This is a genomic window from Dyadobacter psychrotolerans (assembly GCF_004349265.1).
GTDB lineage: Bacteria > Bacteroidota > Bacteroidia > Cytophagales > Spirosomataceae > Dyadobacter > Dyadobacter psychrotolerans.
Map to the genome: position 1 here is coordinate 187,580 of NZ_SMFL01000011.1, position 16,060 is coordinate 203,639.

The window sequence follows — 16,060 nt, forward strand, 5'->3', positions numbered from 1 at the left end:
AATTTTGTGGGAAGGCGGGAGAAATAACAAATTACTCAACCATTTTTAATTGATGAACATAGGTGTTGACATAGGTGGTACCAACTTACGTGCCGGGATAGAACTGGGTGGAGCGATTACACGTCAGCATAAGGTATTGCTTGAAAACAAGGATTCGCTGTCTTCAACATTGTCCCAGCTCATGGACCTGATCCGTCCGCTGACCAAATATCCGGTTAAGGGAATTGGTATCGGCGTGCCCTCGGTAGTTAATGTGGATAAGGGAATAGTTTACAACGTGATGAATATACCTTCGTGGGAAGAAGTGGCTTTGCGCGATATAGTGCAAAAGGAATTCAATCTGCCGGTTTCTATCAATAACGATGTAAACTGTTTCATCCTGGGTGAACACCGTTACGGGCTTGCCAAAAAATATAATTCTGTGGTAGGGATGGCTATCGGAACAGGTTTGGGATCGGGGATCATTATTGACAATAACTTATACAGCGGAAACAATTGCGGTGCAGGTGAAATTGGGATGCTGCCATATCGGGATTCGATTCTTGAAAATTATGTGTGCAACAGGTTTTTTGAAGAATCTCTCGGAACGGATGCTTTTGAAGCACATGAAGCAGCTCTCAGAGGAGACCCACATGCAATTGAAGTCTGGAAGGAATTTGGGAAACATCTGGGCGCTGTTGTTAAAACGGTTATGTACACTTATGATCCCGAAGCGATCGTATTCGGAGGGTCTATTACAAAAGCCAGCCGTTTTTTTAAAGCCAGCATGCTGGACAGTCTGAAAGACTTTGCCTATCCTAATTCTATAAAACACCTGACACTGCTTCTCTCGGAGAATGAAAATATTGCATTATTAGGTGCCGCTGCATTACTTGGGAAGTAAGTAAAGATAAAAGCCACATTCAGTCTTGCCTTGCTTAATAATCCAAAGTATATTGATCATCCTCCCGGCTTTCAAAAATAACCCTTACATCCCGGCCCTTTATGCAGCGCAATACTTTTATCGTAATTCTGATCTTTCTCATTTTTTTTGTTATCTCATTTTTGACCAATATCCTTGGGCCGATTATTCCCGATATTGTTAAAAGTTTTGATCTGAGTATCGGGCTGGCCGGATTTATGCCCTTTGCTTTTTTTGTAGCTTATGGAGTTATGTCCATTCCTTCTGGACTGATGGTTGAAAAATATGGCGAGAAAAAAGTATTGCTATGGGCTTTTTTAGTTGCTTTTGTCGGTGCATTTGTGTTTGCCATTATTCCGGGTTTTTCCATTGCGTTGTTTTCACTGTTTCTGATCGGGGTTGGGATGGCCATGTTACAGGTGGTGATCAATCCATTGTTAAGAGTAGCAGGCGGGGAAGAGAAATTTGCATTTAATTCGGTAATGGCGCAGCTGTTTTTTGGCGCTGCTTCTTTTTTAAGTCCGCTGCTTTATAGCTATCTGGTTTTAAACGTACACTCAGATAAGTCAGGATTTTTATTAGATATTTTAAATAAACTGGTACCACAAAACCTGAAATGGGTTTCGCTTTACTGGGTGTTTGCGGTGATCGCCCTGGTCATGGTAATTGTTATTGCCCTCGTTAAATTTCCAAAAGTAGAATTAAAAGAAGATGAACGTATTGATGTCGGCAGTTCATTTACAGAACTGTCAGGCAACAAATTTGTTTGGCTGTTCTTTTTGGGAATCTTCGCTTATGTGGGAACGGAACAAGGAATTGCTAACTGGATTTCACAATTTTTACAGACCTATCATGGAGTAGATCCGGGTACAACCGGCGCCTCTGTTATTTCCTATTTCTGGGGGTTGCTGACAGTGGGATGTCTACTTGGTTTATTACTTTTGAAGATATTCGATAGCCGTTATGTACTCATGTTTTTTACCGCTGGAGCGGTCGTCGCCTTACTTGCAGCGCTTTTTGGTTCCAAAGAAATAGCTCTGTATGCTTTTCCGGCAACCGGTTTTTTTGCTTCGGTGATGTATTCCGTTATCTTTTCCCTCGCCCTTAACTCTGTGCCCAACCACCACGGTACATTTTCAGGAATACTTTGCGCCGGCATTTGCGGAGGAGCGGTGGTTCCACTTATTATCGGAGGTATTGGAGAATTAATAGGGTTAAAATTGGCAATGTTATTTTTACTCGTTACGCTGGGTTATATATTCAGTATCGGTATCTGGGCACGGCCTTTGGTTAACAATGACAGAATTTGGAAGTAGAATTGAAGCTGGATTTTTGCCACGAATGCACCGCGCGCCGGACCGCAATTTTCACGAATTGTTATAATTTTATGCGGTTTAATCGCTCCTTTTAATCCCGATTCTAAATATTTTAATAATTCATGTACAAGATTATCCTTCTTCTCGATTTTGCCGAAGAGTATAGCAAAAGCCTTATGAAGGGCATCAATACGTACTCAAAAGAGAAGGGACCCTGGATATTTTGCAGGATGCCAATCTTTCACCGGGAAACGGTAGGGATAGACGGAATTTTAAAATGGGCGCTTGAATGGGGAGCGGATGGCATTATTGGCCAGCTTTACAATGATAAGGAAATTGAAAAATTTGTGCAGGCAGGTATTCCGGTCATCGCACAGGATTTTAAAGAGCGATTTGCCGAAATTCCCAATATTACCGGTGCTTACCACGAAACAGGCCAGCTCGGCGCTGATTACTTCCTGAAAAAAGGTTTTACAAATTTTGCTTTTTACGGGTTTAGTGACATTGTCTGGTCCAGGGAAAGATCAGAAGGTTTTGAGAAAAGGATAAATAGTACCGGACACAAGGTCCATTATTTTGAACACAAAAAAGCAAGATCAACCGAGTTGTGGTATTACAAACCAAGCTCGCTTAGCCGCTGGCTGAAATCGCTGCCAAAACCAATCGGACTGATGGCTTGTGATGACAACCAAGGACAGCACATCACAGAAGCCTGCCGGTATCTGGGGATCAGAATTCCTGAGGAAGTGGCTGTTTTAGGTGTGGATAATGATGAAATGATATGCGATTTATCCGATCCGCCGCTTTCCAGCATTGCACTGGATGTCGAAAAAGGAGGTTATGATACGGCAAAATTGCTGGATCATCTCATTAAACATGGCATTACAGATTACCATGACATTGTGGTGAAACCGGTTCAGGTTATTACGCGTCATTCAACGGACATTTATGCGACCAACGACGACCACATTGCATCATCTTTGAAGTTTATCCACCAGAATATTGATAAAAACCTGCATGTGGATGAGGTGGTGAAACAGGTTCCCCTGTCTAGAAGGGCACTGGAAAAGCGGTTCCTGGAAATTACCGGATATCCGGTTTATAAATACATCTTCAATCTACGTATCGAAAAATTCACCCAGAAGTTACTTGATACCGACATGTCTGTTTTTGAAATAGCCCTGGACATGGGGCTGATCGACAGTAAAAATATCGCCCGGCAATTCCGGCAGGTGAAGGGATGCAGCCCAAGTGTGTACCGAAGCAGAAGCAGGGCGGGGAAGTAGTTAAGAGCCAGAGAAGTTAAAGGAATTAAGAAGTTAAAGTAGTTATGGGGTCAGGTATCGCTAACTTCTTTAACTACAATAATTACTAAAAATAGAGAAGCTCATTGTTAAGGAGAAGTTAGAGAAGTTAAAGTAGTTAAGAAGCCGGACAATGCTAACTTCTTAACTACTCTAACTACATAACTCCTAAACTTCTCAATTCCTACCAAATAACCACTCTCGCAACTTCCGGCAATGCCATTTTACTTCCGGCGCCACAGTTCCATGCATTTTGGAATTCTTTCAAATGCGGAAGCGGGCCGTTGATACGGTCCTTTGCAGGTGCATGAGGATCTGTTTGAATTTGGTTTTGCAAAGCAGCATCCGTTGTGTTCATGTGCCAAACCTGTGCCCAGCCAAGAAAAAAGCGTTGTTTCCAGTTAAATCCGTCGATTAAAGCTGGTTCTGGTTTGCCTTTTAATGATTTTTCCAAAGCATAATAGGCCAGGGTAAGTCCGCCCAAATCGGCTACATTTTCCCCAATTGTCAATGCACCGTTTATTTTAAAACCAGGCAAAGCTTCAATTCCGCTGAAATAGTCAATGTACTTCTTCGTCAGTTTATCAAAATTAGAACGGTCAGAAGCGGTCCACCAGTTTTTCAGATTTCCTTCTTCATCAAACTGCGAGCCCTGATCATCAAATCCATGCGTGAATTCATGACCTATTACGGCAATAATTCCTCCATAGTTGATGGCATCATCTGCATCACGGTTATAAAAAGGAGGCTGTAAAATGCCTGCCGGAAAAGCCACCTCGTTATTCAATGGGTTGTAATAAGCATTTACCGTTTGCGGCGTCATGCCCCATTCATCTTTGTCAACCGGCTTGCCTATTTTTTCTACACTTTCTTTGTGTTGGTATAAAGATGCCGCCACCACATTTTCAAAAAGCTTATCGCTTTTTATATCAATGGACGAATAATCTTTCCATTTATCAGGATAGCCGATTTTGTAAGTAAATGCTTTTAGCTTTTTGTGAGCACGAGCTTTGGTTGAATCACTCATCCAGGTCAGTTTGTCGATTCTTTCGCCGTATACCGTACGCACGTTTTCGATCATTTCAGATACTTTCTTTTTATCTTCCTCAGGAAAATATTTGGCAGAAAATAACTTTCCCAATGGCATTCCAAGTAAACCATCCGTCGACCGGATTGCTCTCTCGGTACGTGCTCTTTGCTGTTTGGTTCCTCTGATTACTTTGCTGAAAAAATTGAAATTTTCCTGATCAAAGTTTTTTGGCAGAAACCCGGCAAACTGAGAAAGCAACTGCCAGCGGGTATATAGTTTCAGGGTAGCCAGCGGTGTCGCTTTAAGCAGCGTGTTCAGGTTTTTCAGGTAGGGGATATTCTGTACAATGAGTGTATCCGTCTTAATATCCTGCTTATCTGCAAAAGTTTTTAGATCGAAATCGGGAATCAGGTTCTGAAATTCCTTTGTGGACATTTTGTTGTAAGTCTTCACCGGATCGCGAAGTTCTACATTGGTTAATTGAATTTTAGCCAGTTTTGTTTCAAAATCCAGAATCGTTTTTCCCGGATTCGGATCTTTAAAGCTGGCAAAGCCGAACATTTTATCAACATGTTTTACAAATTCTTTCCGAACGTTTAACGTGCTTGAATCTGTTCTTTCATAGTAGCTTTTCTCTCCCAGACTAAGGCCATCCTGTCCCTGATAAAGCACATTCATTTTGCTGTTACGCAAATCACCCTCAACTCCAAATCCAAGGACGGCGGAAACACCCAGCTTTTGCAGTTCACCTGTTACAGACGCAAGATCTTTTAATGACTGAACCGATTCAATTTTGTCCAGATATGGCTTCAAAGGTTCCAAACCTCGTTTTTCGATCGTAGCCGAATCCAGGTATGACTGATAATAATCTGCAATCTGCTGTTCCTCGCTTCCTTTTTTACGGTCTTTCTTATTGGTAATTTCTTCGATAATTCCTTTCAGACGGACCTCCTTATTTTCTTTATCCAAAATTCCGAATGCGCCCCAGCGACTTTCCGTTCCTGGAATGGGGTTCTTCTTTTTCCAGCCTCCATTTGCATAACTGTCAAAATCGTCACATGCTTTAAAAGTAGAATCGAGCGAACTGATATCGTAACCAGGTACTTTTTCCGCTACTGATTCTTCCTTTTCCTTTTTACAGCCCGCCGTCACCAATGACAGGGCCAGAAGGGAATAACTTAAACTGGCTAATTTCATAGATTATTTGTTTTTTGAAGTTTGGTAAGAGCCCGTTAAATATGCAATCGAAATTTTAAAGAGGCTTTTGGCAAAAGTACTTACTTACATGCAAAGTAATAGGATGTAAATTGCTAATTTCACCAGATACCGTGATAACGATTTTAGTACAAAACACCATTTAATTATGAAATTCAAATTTCCATTGATGCTGGTTCTTTGCGGCACGCTGTTGTTTGCCGGATGTTCGGATCAGTCCAAAAAGCAGGATGACAGCCTCATTACAGGTGAGGAGTTTACCAAACATATTGCAGTCCTCGCTTCCGATTCGCTGGAAGGGCGAAAGCCTTTTTCAACGGGAGAAGAAAAAACAATCAATTATCTGAAAACAGAATTTGAGAAAATGGGTCTTTTGCCAGGTAATGGCGACAGCTATTTTCAAAAAGTACCGATGGTCGACATTATGTCTAAGCCGGCGGGGCAGCTTATATTTAAAAATGCAAAGGGCAGTATTTCATTAAATTATCTGGATGATTTTGTTGCGGCAACCCGTCGGGTACGTGAGCAGGTATCAGTTCAAAATTCTGAGATGATCTTTGCAGGTTACGGTATTGTCGCTCCTGAATATGGCTGGAATGACTATGACGGACTTGATGTAAAAGGCAAAACGGTGGTTGTGCTGGTAAACGATCCCGGCTTTTCGGATAGCACGTTATTTAAAGGAAAAACAATGACCTACTATGGCCGCTGGACTTACAAGTTCGAAGAGGCCGCCAGACAGGGAGCGACCGGTGTAATTATTATCCATGATACCAAACCGGCCAGTTATGGCTGGGCGGTTGTAAGAAGTGGCTGGTCTAAATCGAAATTATACCTGCAAGCGGAAGATGATAACATGTCCCGCGCAGTGATGGAGGGATGGATCACAATGGAGTCGGCTAAAAAGCTCTTTACGCTGGCTGGTGTGTCTGATACGTTGTTAGCTGCAGCAGGTAAAAAAGGGTTCAGGCCTGTTCCGCTTCACGTAAACTCTTCTATCACGCTTAACAACACGATCAAAAAATCGGAATCAAACAATGTGCTGGCGTTGCTTCCCGGAACCGGAAAAAAAGACGAGTATATCATATATTCAGCGCATTGGGATCATTTTGGAAAAGGAGAGCCGATTGACGGAGATTCTATTTACAATGGTGCAGCGGATAATGCTTCAGGAACTGCCGCTTTACTTGAACTCGCACATGCTTTTACACAAACCAAAACAAAACCATCGCGTTCAGTTGTTTTCCTGTCCGTTACTGCGGAAGAGCAGGGATTGCTGGGTTCAGATTATTATGCATCACATCCTGTATATCCTGTGAACAAAACAGTTGCTGATATTAATATGGACGTTCTTCAGCCGTTTGGCCGGATGAAAGATATTATTATTGTTGGTAAAGGACAATCGGAACTCGATGAATATGCAGAACAGGCGGCGGCTGAGCAGGGACGTACAACCCGTGGCGAGCCGGATCCGTCCGGTGGTTGGTACTTCCGCTCCGACCATTTTAATTTTGCGAAAGTGGGTATTCCTTCCATGTATATTGAAAATGGCTCCGTGTCGGTTGAACATGGAGAGGAGTGGGGAGAAGCGCAAAAGAAGGAGTATAACGACAAAAGGTATCATGCACCAACTGACGAATATTCATCCGACTGGGATCTTTCGGGTATTGTGGAAGATATACGGCTGCTGTTTGATGTTGGCTATCGTCTAAGTAATGAAACCACTTTCCCAGGATGGAAAGCAGGATCGGAATTTAAAGCAATCCGGGATAAATCGATGGGGAAGTAAGCATTCACTAAATATCATAAAATAAACAGAAAGAGCTCCCGGTTAAAGGAGCTCTTTCTGTTTATATAGGTTGTCAGATTTAAGCAGAAATGCCATTTGATTAACTAATTCCTCCCATCCAGTTTTTAACCGGTTTCCAGAAAATCAGTAACAACAATCCGAACCCGATCGAGAACAAAGTTACCTGATTGAAAAGAGCAGGCATCTGCTGTAAGTTTTCTTCGTCGAAACCGCCTGCAAAAAGTCCGGCAATAAGGTTTCCAAGGGAAGCTGCAACAAACCAAATCCCCATAAGCTGGCTGACATACCTTTTTGGTGCAAGTTTCGTGTATGAACTCAACCCAACAGGGCTAAGACAAAGCTCTCCAATGGTATGAACCATGTAGGTAAACGTCAGGAAGAATGGTGAAGCCAGCTGGCCTGTAACGGCTACCTTCGAGGCCATTTCCATAATGAAAAATCCTGCTCCTACCAGAAGCAAAGCCAAAGCAAATTTTACCGGAGTTGACGGGTTAAGCCCTCTCTTGGATAAGAATATCCAAAGACTTGCCATTATCGGTGCGAACAACAGAATGAATGTTCCGTTGAAATTCTGGAACCAGCTGGATGGCATTTCCCAACCACCAAATGTTCTCTGTGTATATCGTTCGGCAAAGATTTGCAGTGAAGAGCCGGCTTGTTCAAATCCTGACCAGAATATGGCCGCGGCTAAGAAGAATACAATCAGTACCAATACCCGACGTTTTTCAACGGCAGTAAGTCCGCCGGCAATCAGAATAAAAAGGAAATAGAATAAAGATACGCTCACAATGATCACACCGGCACCCTGGGCAAGTCCCTGCGCTGTACTCATGTCAATAATTCCCTGTAACTGAAGTACCGCTAAAAATATAACAAGCAGTGCTACCAATCCATATCCAAGCTTACGTTCAGAGCCCGATTTTGCAGCAGACTCTGCTGTTACTACTTTCACAGGAGGTACGTCACCAAAGCCCTGCAGGTATTTCTGACTTCCATAGCGAAATACGATAAGTCCTAAAAACATACCCACGGCAGCTGCTCCAAAGCCCATGTGCCAGTTGATTTTCTGACCAAGATATCCGACAATTGTTATTCCCAATACAGAACCCAGGTTTATCCCCATGTAAAAGATAGAGAACGCTGCGTCGCGTCTTGCCCCACCTTCGGGGTATAATTCCCCAACGATTGAACTGATATTGGGTTTCAGTAAACCGGTTCCCATGGCTACTACAACAAGGCCCAGGAAGAAAATCCCTGTTCCGCCCGGTATAGCCAGAATGATGTGACCGAGCATAATGATAATACCCCCATACCAAATCGCCTTTTTCTGACCAAAGATATTATCGGCAAGCCAGCCACCAGGAAGTGTAAGCAAGTACACAGAGGCAGTGTAAAGTCCATAAACGGCAGTGGCCTCGGCAGCATCCAGGCCCATCCCGCCCCGTACATTATCTAAAAGGAAAAGCAGAAGGATCGCCCGCATCCCGTAATAGCTAAACCGCTCCCACATTTCTGCAAAAAATAGTACGTATAACCCTCGCGGGTGTTTTTCTGATATCTGTTTAGACATAAACAAGAGAAGTGTTTTATTTGGTAATTGTGGGCCTTGTCAGCTTATTATAAGGCGCAAGATAGGAATTATGGTTAAATATTAAATACTTATTTGTTTGAACAATTATTTTAAAAAGTCGTATAAAAGAAAGGGAGTTAAACGCAGATAAGCGCTTAACTCCCTAAAATATAATTCTTTGTATACTCTTATTTTACCGAAAATGATCCTTCCCCTATCGCAAAACCTTCGGCGTACAGTTGAACTGTATATTTGCCTTTGCTAAAAGGAGTGGCTCTGTCATAAAGGATACTAACGTCCTGGTTATTGTTTCCATAAACAACGTCCTGACTTATTGTATAACCTTGTTTGCCACCGTTATAATCAAACTCACCTGATCCTGTTGCATTATCAGCGATCGTTGCACCAGCCGGATCAATAATTCGCATGTAAACCGTTTTGTTGTCCGTCAAAGTCAATGGATTTTTTTCCAGGATAAAGTCAACCCGCACTTTATCAACCCTTTTCGCTTTTACTTCTTCTCCCTCACGAACTTTACCTTTGGAAGAAATCGCATATACCTTCACGTTTCTTGCACGCAATGCAGCTGCCATCGTCACTTTGGATTCAAGCTCAGCATTTTTCGAAATAACGCCGGTTAGTGAGTCACTAACCGCTTTTTTAGTGGTTTCAAGTTCTGTGTTTGTTTGTACCAATGTTTCATTCTGGCTTATGAGCTGCTGATTTTCTTCTCTCAGCAGAGCAATTTCTTCGTCTTTTTTAGTCAAGAAGGCTTCATATTCTTTCACTTTTTTACCCATCGACGCATTGCCTTTACGAAGCGCTATACGGTCTTGTTCTAAAGACGCCTTCATTTTTTGCAGTTCTTCAATGTCTCCGCCTAGTCCCTGAACTTCAAGAATCCGGGCATCCAACTGTTTTGAAATCGAATCCAGCTTAATTTCAGAAGCTGCAAGTTCTGTAACCCTTGCTTCAAGATCCATCTCCTGCTTATTTGTAATTCCACGTTCCTGGTAATATAAATATCCAAAAACGGCAGCCAGCACGGTCATCAGTATCAGACCAATCAGCATGCCGGTATTATTATTCCTGTTTTCCATACTTCATTAATTTAGGTTATAATGTTATTATTTCCATAAATAATAAAAAAGCATGCCAATACTATACGTTACGTTGACAGCAAAAGAAAACCCGCTCAGAAGATTGTCTCTGAACGGGTTTTCTTAATACTTAATAAATCAGTAATCTCCTCCTGCACCGCCGCCGCTGAAACCGCCGCCGCCGCCAAATCCGCCGAAGCCACCTCCTCCTCCTCCGCCACCCCAGTTTCCTGACGACCCACCGCCGCCCGAAAATGTAGTGTAGGGAAAGAATACCGGTCCACCGAAGTTCCGGAAACCACCTCCACCGCGTCCGCCATTGTTTCTGTTTCTGTAAATAATGATCAGAATGATAACGAAGATGACTACGAATACAAGTACGGGTGAGCCAGAGCCATCATTATCTTCTTTTGGTTCTGCTTTGTATTCACCTGTAGCATATTTGAAAATGGCATCAATTCCCCTGTCAAGTCCTCGATAATACATGCCGTTTTTAAACTCCGGAGTTATTACGGTAGAGATGATGCGTTTAGCTATCGCATCCGGAATGACACCCTCCATTCCATCTCCAACACTGATAAAAATCTTTCGGTCAGTAGATGCCCAAAGGATCACAATTCCGTTGTTTTTCCCCACTTGCCCGAGTTTCCATTCTCTTCCGATCTTGAGTGCATAATCAGCAATCGCATAATCTCCTGTCGTGGGTACCACCACAATTACTATATCCGAAGAAGTTGAGTCATTGTAGGCAACAAGTTTTCTTTCCAGCTCCGCCGTTTCGGTTGGGTTCAGCTGATTGGCAAAATCGTTTACCAGTCGCGGCGGGTTTGGTTTTGCAGGAACATCCTGTGCCAAAACGCGACAAAAAGTGAACAACAGTAAAAAAGAAAAAACAAGGTATTTTTTCATAATCATTATGATCCGAACGAGATGTCGTCCGGAAGTTCGTTGACATCGTCTGAACTGTATGGGAAATGTTTCTTTAACTGTATGCCTGCTTCCTGAATACCCAGGCATAATCCATCTGCAAAGCGGTTGTTGGCAAAATTACTGCGAAGCAGATCCTTGGTGCTATTCCAGAAGTCTTCGGTTACTTTTTCAAAAATCCCCTGATCCCCCAAAACAGCAAATTTCCGGTCCTCGTAAGCAAGATAAAAAAGTACTCCGTTGTGATCCTGGGTAAGATGCATATCTAAGAGCCCGAAAACCTCCTTAGCCCGGTCCATCACATTTTCAGAAGTACATTTCTTTTCGATATGCACTTTAATTTCACCGGAAGTTTGTTTTTCGGCTTCCTGAATAGCAGCTATAATACGCTGCTGCTCCTCTGCCCCGAAAAAAAGTGAATCGGCTGCCATGAATTTAAAACGTTATCAGCGGGTCAACCGCCAGGATGGATATTGATAAGTTTTGGCCGGCAGGATGATATCGGGTGCCCGCCATCATCCTGCGGATTCAATTTAGAATTTTACCGATGGTGCTTTTTCTGAACCTGCGGCTGCGGTGAAGTAGCCTTTTTGTGCAAATCCGAATACGCCTGCAAACAGGTTGGTTGGGAAAGTACGCACTTCCTGGTTGTAGTCTTTCACAACGGTATTGAAGTCATTACGCGCTACGGTGATCCTGTTTTCCGTTCCTTCCAGCTGAGCCTGTAATTCCAGGAAGTTCTGGTTTGCTTTCAGCTGCGGATATTGTTCAACCGAAACAAGCAGACGCGAAAGTGAACCGCTAAGCTGATCCTGAGCACCCTGGAATTTAGCAATGTTTTCAGGTGTTAACTGGTCGGCGCTGATCGTAGTTTGTGTCGCTTTTGCACGAGCTTCGATTACGGCTGTCAAAGTACTTTTTTCAAAATCTGCTGCGCCTTTTACAGTACTTACAAGATTAGGAATAAGGTCCGCACGGCGCTGATACTGACTTTCAACATTCGCCCATTTTACCTTTACTGTTTCGTCTTTATCTACAAGGCCATTATATTTACCACACCCAACGAATCCAAGAATAAGAAAAATAGCGATTACTGCAATTAGTCCTTTTGACATTGTATTAATAGTTTAGAGTTAATGAACTGGCTTCAAAGTTGATCAAAGCTAGCAAAATCTTTAAGAAAAACTACATGGCCGGTTTTGTAACCTTACGTCATGCAGCCTGCGTGGATAGCAGGAAAAGGAAACTTATACATTTAAATCAGTCAGCACCGACACCTGCCAGGTTATTCCATTTCCCCCAATTGACAGAAACATCGTAATCAATCAGAAAGCTTTCGAAGTACATAGCTCCCCAGGTCCAGTTCACGGTCAGATCATGAACAAGATGGGCTGCCGCAGCTTTCCGCTCTCCCGAAGACAAATCTCCGCTTGAAAGCAGCTTCTGCATGATAGCATTTACTGATTCATTTTCGGTTTCACCCTTGCTCCATTTCTCAAACAAAACGCTGTCATTCAGCCATGGCTGGTTGAAGTTATGTTTGATTCCGCTGGGTTTGAACATTCTAGGCCCAAAACGAAGTAAAGTCCAGTGAAAGTAATCTCTCGCCAGCAGATTGTTCAATAACGTTTCAGTTAATGCGCTGGGAGTTATTCGTTCAGAAACAGTTTTATAGATATAACGGGCTGAGATGCAGCCAAGAGAAAGCCAGTTGCTCAACTGGGAATCTGTTAGCAGATCCACTGAATCAGGATCTATCTCGGTTTGCGGACTATTCTTAATGTATTCATCCATTTTGGCTAAAGCCATTGTTTCGCCGCCACGGGGAAGTGCTCCGTCTTTAATGTTGGAATTACTCATTTCCTGGGGATCGATTCCAAGCTTAGGCAGAGAAGGAATAATTCCTGCCTCAAAATCCTGCGGGAGAGTTACTCTCTCAGGCGCAGGCAAAGGTTCTTTTATTTTTAAATGACCTTTTACCTGATTTTGAAACTGTGCAAAACCCAGTGGTAGCTTTGAAACAGAAAAAGGAAGGTCTGTAACCTGGCTTAGCGTATCCATCCAGAATAGCCTGATATCGATATTGCTGATTTTTAGCCTTTTGCTCAAAGATGATTCAATTCGTGTCTCTTCGGGCGCTATTTCTTTGCTGGTAAATACATATTCAGCCTGGTATGTCTCGGCCAGTTCGGCAATAATTTTTTCAGGTTCTCCTATGCGAACAAGTAAATCACCACCTTTCTCGCGTAACCGGTTCCGGAGATCAATTACGCATTCAATCTGAAACTGGGCCCGTAACGCCCCTGTTCTGCGAAAGCCGAGTCTTGTATTTTCGAATTGACGCGGGTCAAAAACGTAAACAGGAATAACCTCCTGGCCGGCGGTTGCAGCAGTATATAATGCTTCGTTATCATTCAGTCTAAGGTCATTTCTAAACCAATAAACGATTCGTTGAGCCATCAGTAATATTTAAGGTAAGAAGTGTTAATTGGGTGCAATGTTACAGATAAAATGTGTCTTGCTGTAATTTTCAGCTTTTAGTTCTTAGGAAAGATGTACCCTTAGTAAACAAAAAGCCTGAATTTGAAAAACTCAAATTCAGGCTTTTTCAAGAAGAAAGATGCTGTTAATAGCTCAAAATCGTGAATTCCGTTCTCCGGTTTCTTTGATGTTCAGCTTCTGTTTTTGCATTTGGAATGATAAGTTCACGTTCACCGTATCCTCTCGCAGTCATTCTGTCGGGATCAATACCTTTTGAAGCCAGATACGTTACCGCAGACTCGGCCCGGTTTTGCGAAAGGGTCATGTTGTAGGCATCTGTCGCACGCGCATCAGTATGGGAACTTAATTCAATATTCATCGTCGGGTTATCTTTCAGGATTTGAACCAGTTTGTCCAGTTCAATCGCTGCATCTGAACGAATGTTATATTTGTCCAAGTCATAATAAATGTTGTCCAGTACAAAGGTTTTGTTCAGTTCGAGCTTGTCCAGTTTGACTGTAACCTGGAACGTGGTATCAGTTATGGCTTTATTCAAAAAGATCGGTGGAATGCTGCGTCCATCCATTGAGAAAGATTCCCGTTTGCTGATGTAACCTTTGCGCTCTACGAGTAACACATAGGATTTGCCCTCTTCAACCGGCTGTTTTCCAAATTTTCCATCTTTCAAAGTAGGAAACTGACTGATCTGAACATCGGAAGTATCAGGCAGGATATGCACAATCGCAGAATCAACAGGCACAGCTTCGGGCGTATTTTCCAGAATATTGCCCGCAAGGAAATAACGCACTGTTTTTAATTTGCCATTTACATAGTTTGGATTCTTTGGATTTAAAGGATCGTTGGGATCGTCGTTTTTGGCAATTGTAGTTGTATCCTCTTTTTCCGGTCCATAGAAATAATAAATGTCATCATCTCCTTTTCCCCCCTCTCTGTTCGAGGAAAAAAAGCCTTTATTAAGGTCTTTATAAAAGGTAAAACCAAAGTCATCCTGCGGACTGTTAAAAGGAAGTCCCATGTTCTCAATCGTAATCACACCTTGTGAACGGGTTGCGGAAAACAAATCAAGTTTGCCGAGCCCGGGATGTCCGTCGGATGCAAAATATAGTTTACCACCTTCGGCTACATATGGAAACATGTCATCTCCGGCTGTATTGATGTCCTTACCCATATTAACCGGTTTGCTGAAACGGCCGGATGCATCCATATTGGTGCGGTACAAATCTATTCCTCCCGAACCGCCTGCACGGTTTGAAGCAAAGTATAATGTTTTGCCATCGCGGGAAAATGCCGGAGAACCATCCCACGCAAGTGAATCGTTGATGGGAAGCATTGCAGGCGGAGTCCACTTGCCATTAACATTCCGGCTCAGAAACAGATCCACATCCGCAGTTCCTTTCTTTTTTCCTGTATTTCCACGGGCAAAAACCAGTGTTTTGCCATCTGGTGAAAATGCCGGAGATCCTTCGTTGGCATCAGGTGCAAAAATATCCTGACTAAATAAAACCGGGTTACCCTGCGTTTCGCCTGCGTCCTGGGCTATGGCTACTTTGTAAAGCCCAAGCATAGGCTGGCCATTGTTTTTATAGACGATTTCTTTTCTGGAAGAAGAGAAAACAAGCTCGTTGCCGGAGATTGTTGGTGAGAACTCAGATCCCACCGTATTAAGGGGGATTTGTTTAATCTGAACTTCCATTTTCTGTGTGCGGAGGCGGTCAGCAATTTTCAGGATTTCAATTTCCCTTAAAGCGCGGTCCTGTAGATTTTTCGAACTTCCTTCGGCTTTTGCAAAAGCCGCAAATTCGTTTGAAGCTTCCTGGTATTGCCCGGTGGTTTTCAGTGCATAAGCATACTGGAATCGCGCCTCAGGATTTGTGATCCCGGCGTCCAAGGCTTTTTTGTAGTAAGGAATTGATTCTTTAAAACGATTGGACAGCCTGTAAGACTCTGCAATCAGAAAGCTGGTTTGTGTGGGTTCGTAGTTTTCGGCTTCGGCTTTCTGGAAACCTTTAATAGCGAGGTCATACTCTCCGTTATCAAACTTCTTCAACCCGTCTTTATACGCCTGCATAGCTGAATTACAGCCGGATAACATCAAATTTATAACAAGAAGACTAACAAACAGGGTAAAATAATACCGCAAAATTTTCATAATTTAAAGTATAAAATCAAACGATTCGACTCGCACTTTGGGTTTTTGAAAGACAATACTAATAAACAACGTTTGGAAATAAAATTCCCTATATGAAGTGGCAAGATTTTTATAAAAATGTTGCCACAGAAAGCCAGTGTCCGTTATAACACCGGGTATTCTGTCGAATGTATAGATTTTTTCAGTTTTAATTACGCTGTTTCTCCTAAAGAATATGAATTTGAGGCAGGAGTCTT

General features: G+C 42.7%; 12 protein-coding genes. 4 read left to right on the forward strand and 8 right to left on the reverse strand.

All coding sequences use genetic code 11. The features are described 5' to 3' along the window. The first annotated feature begins 52 nt into the window (after window positions 1-52). The 3 genes from E0F88_RS24900 (at window position 53) to E0F88_RS24910 (ending at window position 3,503) form a co-directional block, all read left to right on the forward strand. Window positions 53-883 (forward strand): ROK family protein, encoded by an 831-nt coding sequence (locus E0F88_RS24900; protein WP_131961000.1) that lies wholly within the window; start codon window positions 53-55, stop codon window positions 881-883. Between the two features lie 101 nt (window positions 884-984). Further along, a complete protein-coding gene (locus E0F88_RS24905; protein WP_131961001.1) occupies window positions 985-2,217 on the forward strand; it encodes an MFS transporter in 1,233 nt (410 codons plus the stop codon). Window positions 2,218-2,339: 122 nt separating this feature from the next. Then, window positions 2,340-3,503: an AraC family transcriptional regulator gene (locus E0F88_RS24910; protein ID WP_131961002.1), complete on the forward strand. Its 1,164-nt coding sequence runs from the start codon at window positions 2,340-2,342 to the stop codon at window positions 3,501-3,503. Between the two features lie 202 nt (window positions 3,504-3,705). Here the strand turns inward: E0F88_RS24910 and E0F88_RS24915 are convergent, their stop codons facing one another. After that, window positions 3,706-5,748 (reverse strand): M13 family metallopeptidase, encoded by a 2,043-nt coding sequence (locus E0F88_RS24915; RefSeq protein ID WP_131961003.1) that lies wholly within the window; start codon window positions 5,746-5,748, stop codon window positions 3,706-3,708. 166 nt (window positions 5,749-5,914) lie between these two features. On the opposite strand from E0F88_RS24915, the gene E0F88_RS24920 reads away from it, so the two are divergent. Further along, window positions 5,915-7,555 carry a M28 family metallopeptidase gene (locus tag E0F88_RS24920; protein WP_131961004.1) on the forward strand — a complete coding sequence of 547 codons (1,641 nt, stop codon included), beginning with the start codon at window positions 5,915-5,917 and terminating at the stop codon, window positions 7,553-7,555. 100 nt (window positions 7,556-7,655) lie between these two features. Here E0F88_RS24920 and E0F88_RS24925 read toward each other — a convergent pair whose 3' ends face one another. From E0F88_RS24925 to E0F88_RS24955, 7 genes are all read right to left on the reverse strand, one after another. After that, complete coding sequence (locus tag E0F88_RS24925) at window positions 7,656-9,146, reverse strand: peptide MFS transporter (RefSeq protein WP_131961005.1); 1,491 nt, start codon at window positions 9,144-9,146, stop codon at window positions 7,656-7,658. Between the two features lie 188 nt (window positions 9,147-9,334). Beyond that, window positions 9,335-10,246 (reverse strand): DUF8428 domain-containing protein, encoded by a 912-nt coding sequence (locus tag E0F88_RS24930; protein WP_131961006.1) that lies wholly within the window; start codon window positions 10,244-10,246, stop codon window positions 9,335-9,337. Window positions 10,247-10,384: 138 nt separating this feature from the next. Continuing rightward, window positions 10,385-11,155, reverse strand: a complete 771-nt coding sequence (locus tag E0F88_RS24935) for a TPM domain-containing protein (RefSeq protein ID WP_131961007.1) — start codon at window positions 11,153-11,155, stop codon at window positions 10,385-10,387. 5 nt (window positions 11,156-11,160) lie between these two features. Then, window positions 11,161-11,604, reverse strand: coding sequence for a TPM domain-containing protein (locus E0F88_RS24940; RefSeq protein WP_131961008.1), 444 nt, complete (start codon window positions 11,602-11,604; stop codon window positions 11,161-11,163). A 102-nt stretch (window positions 11,605-11,706) separates the two neighbouring features. Beyond that, window positions 11,707-12,288, reverse strand: a complete 582-nt coding sequence (locus tag E0F88_RS24945) for a LemA family protein (RefSeq protein ID WP_131961009.1) — start codon at window positions 12,286-12,288, stop codon at window positions 11,707-11,709. A gap of 145 nt (window positions 12,289-12,433) precedes the next feature. Then, window positions 12,434-13,633, reverse strand: a complete 1,200-nt coding sequence (locus tag E0F88_RS24950) for a deoxyribodipyrimidine photo-lyase (RefSeq protein WP_131961010.1) — start codon at window positions 13,631-13,633, stop codon at window positions 12,434-12,436. Window positions 13,634-13,799: 166 nt separating this feature from the next. After that, a complete protein-coding gene (locus tag E0F88_RS24955; RefSeq protein WP_445447119.1) occupies window positions 13,800-15,824 on the reverse strand; it encodes a CHU_0125 family OmpA-like outer membrane integrity protein in 2,025 nt (674 codons plus the stop codon). Window positions 15,825-16,060 lie beyond the last annotated feature (236 nt).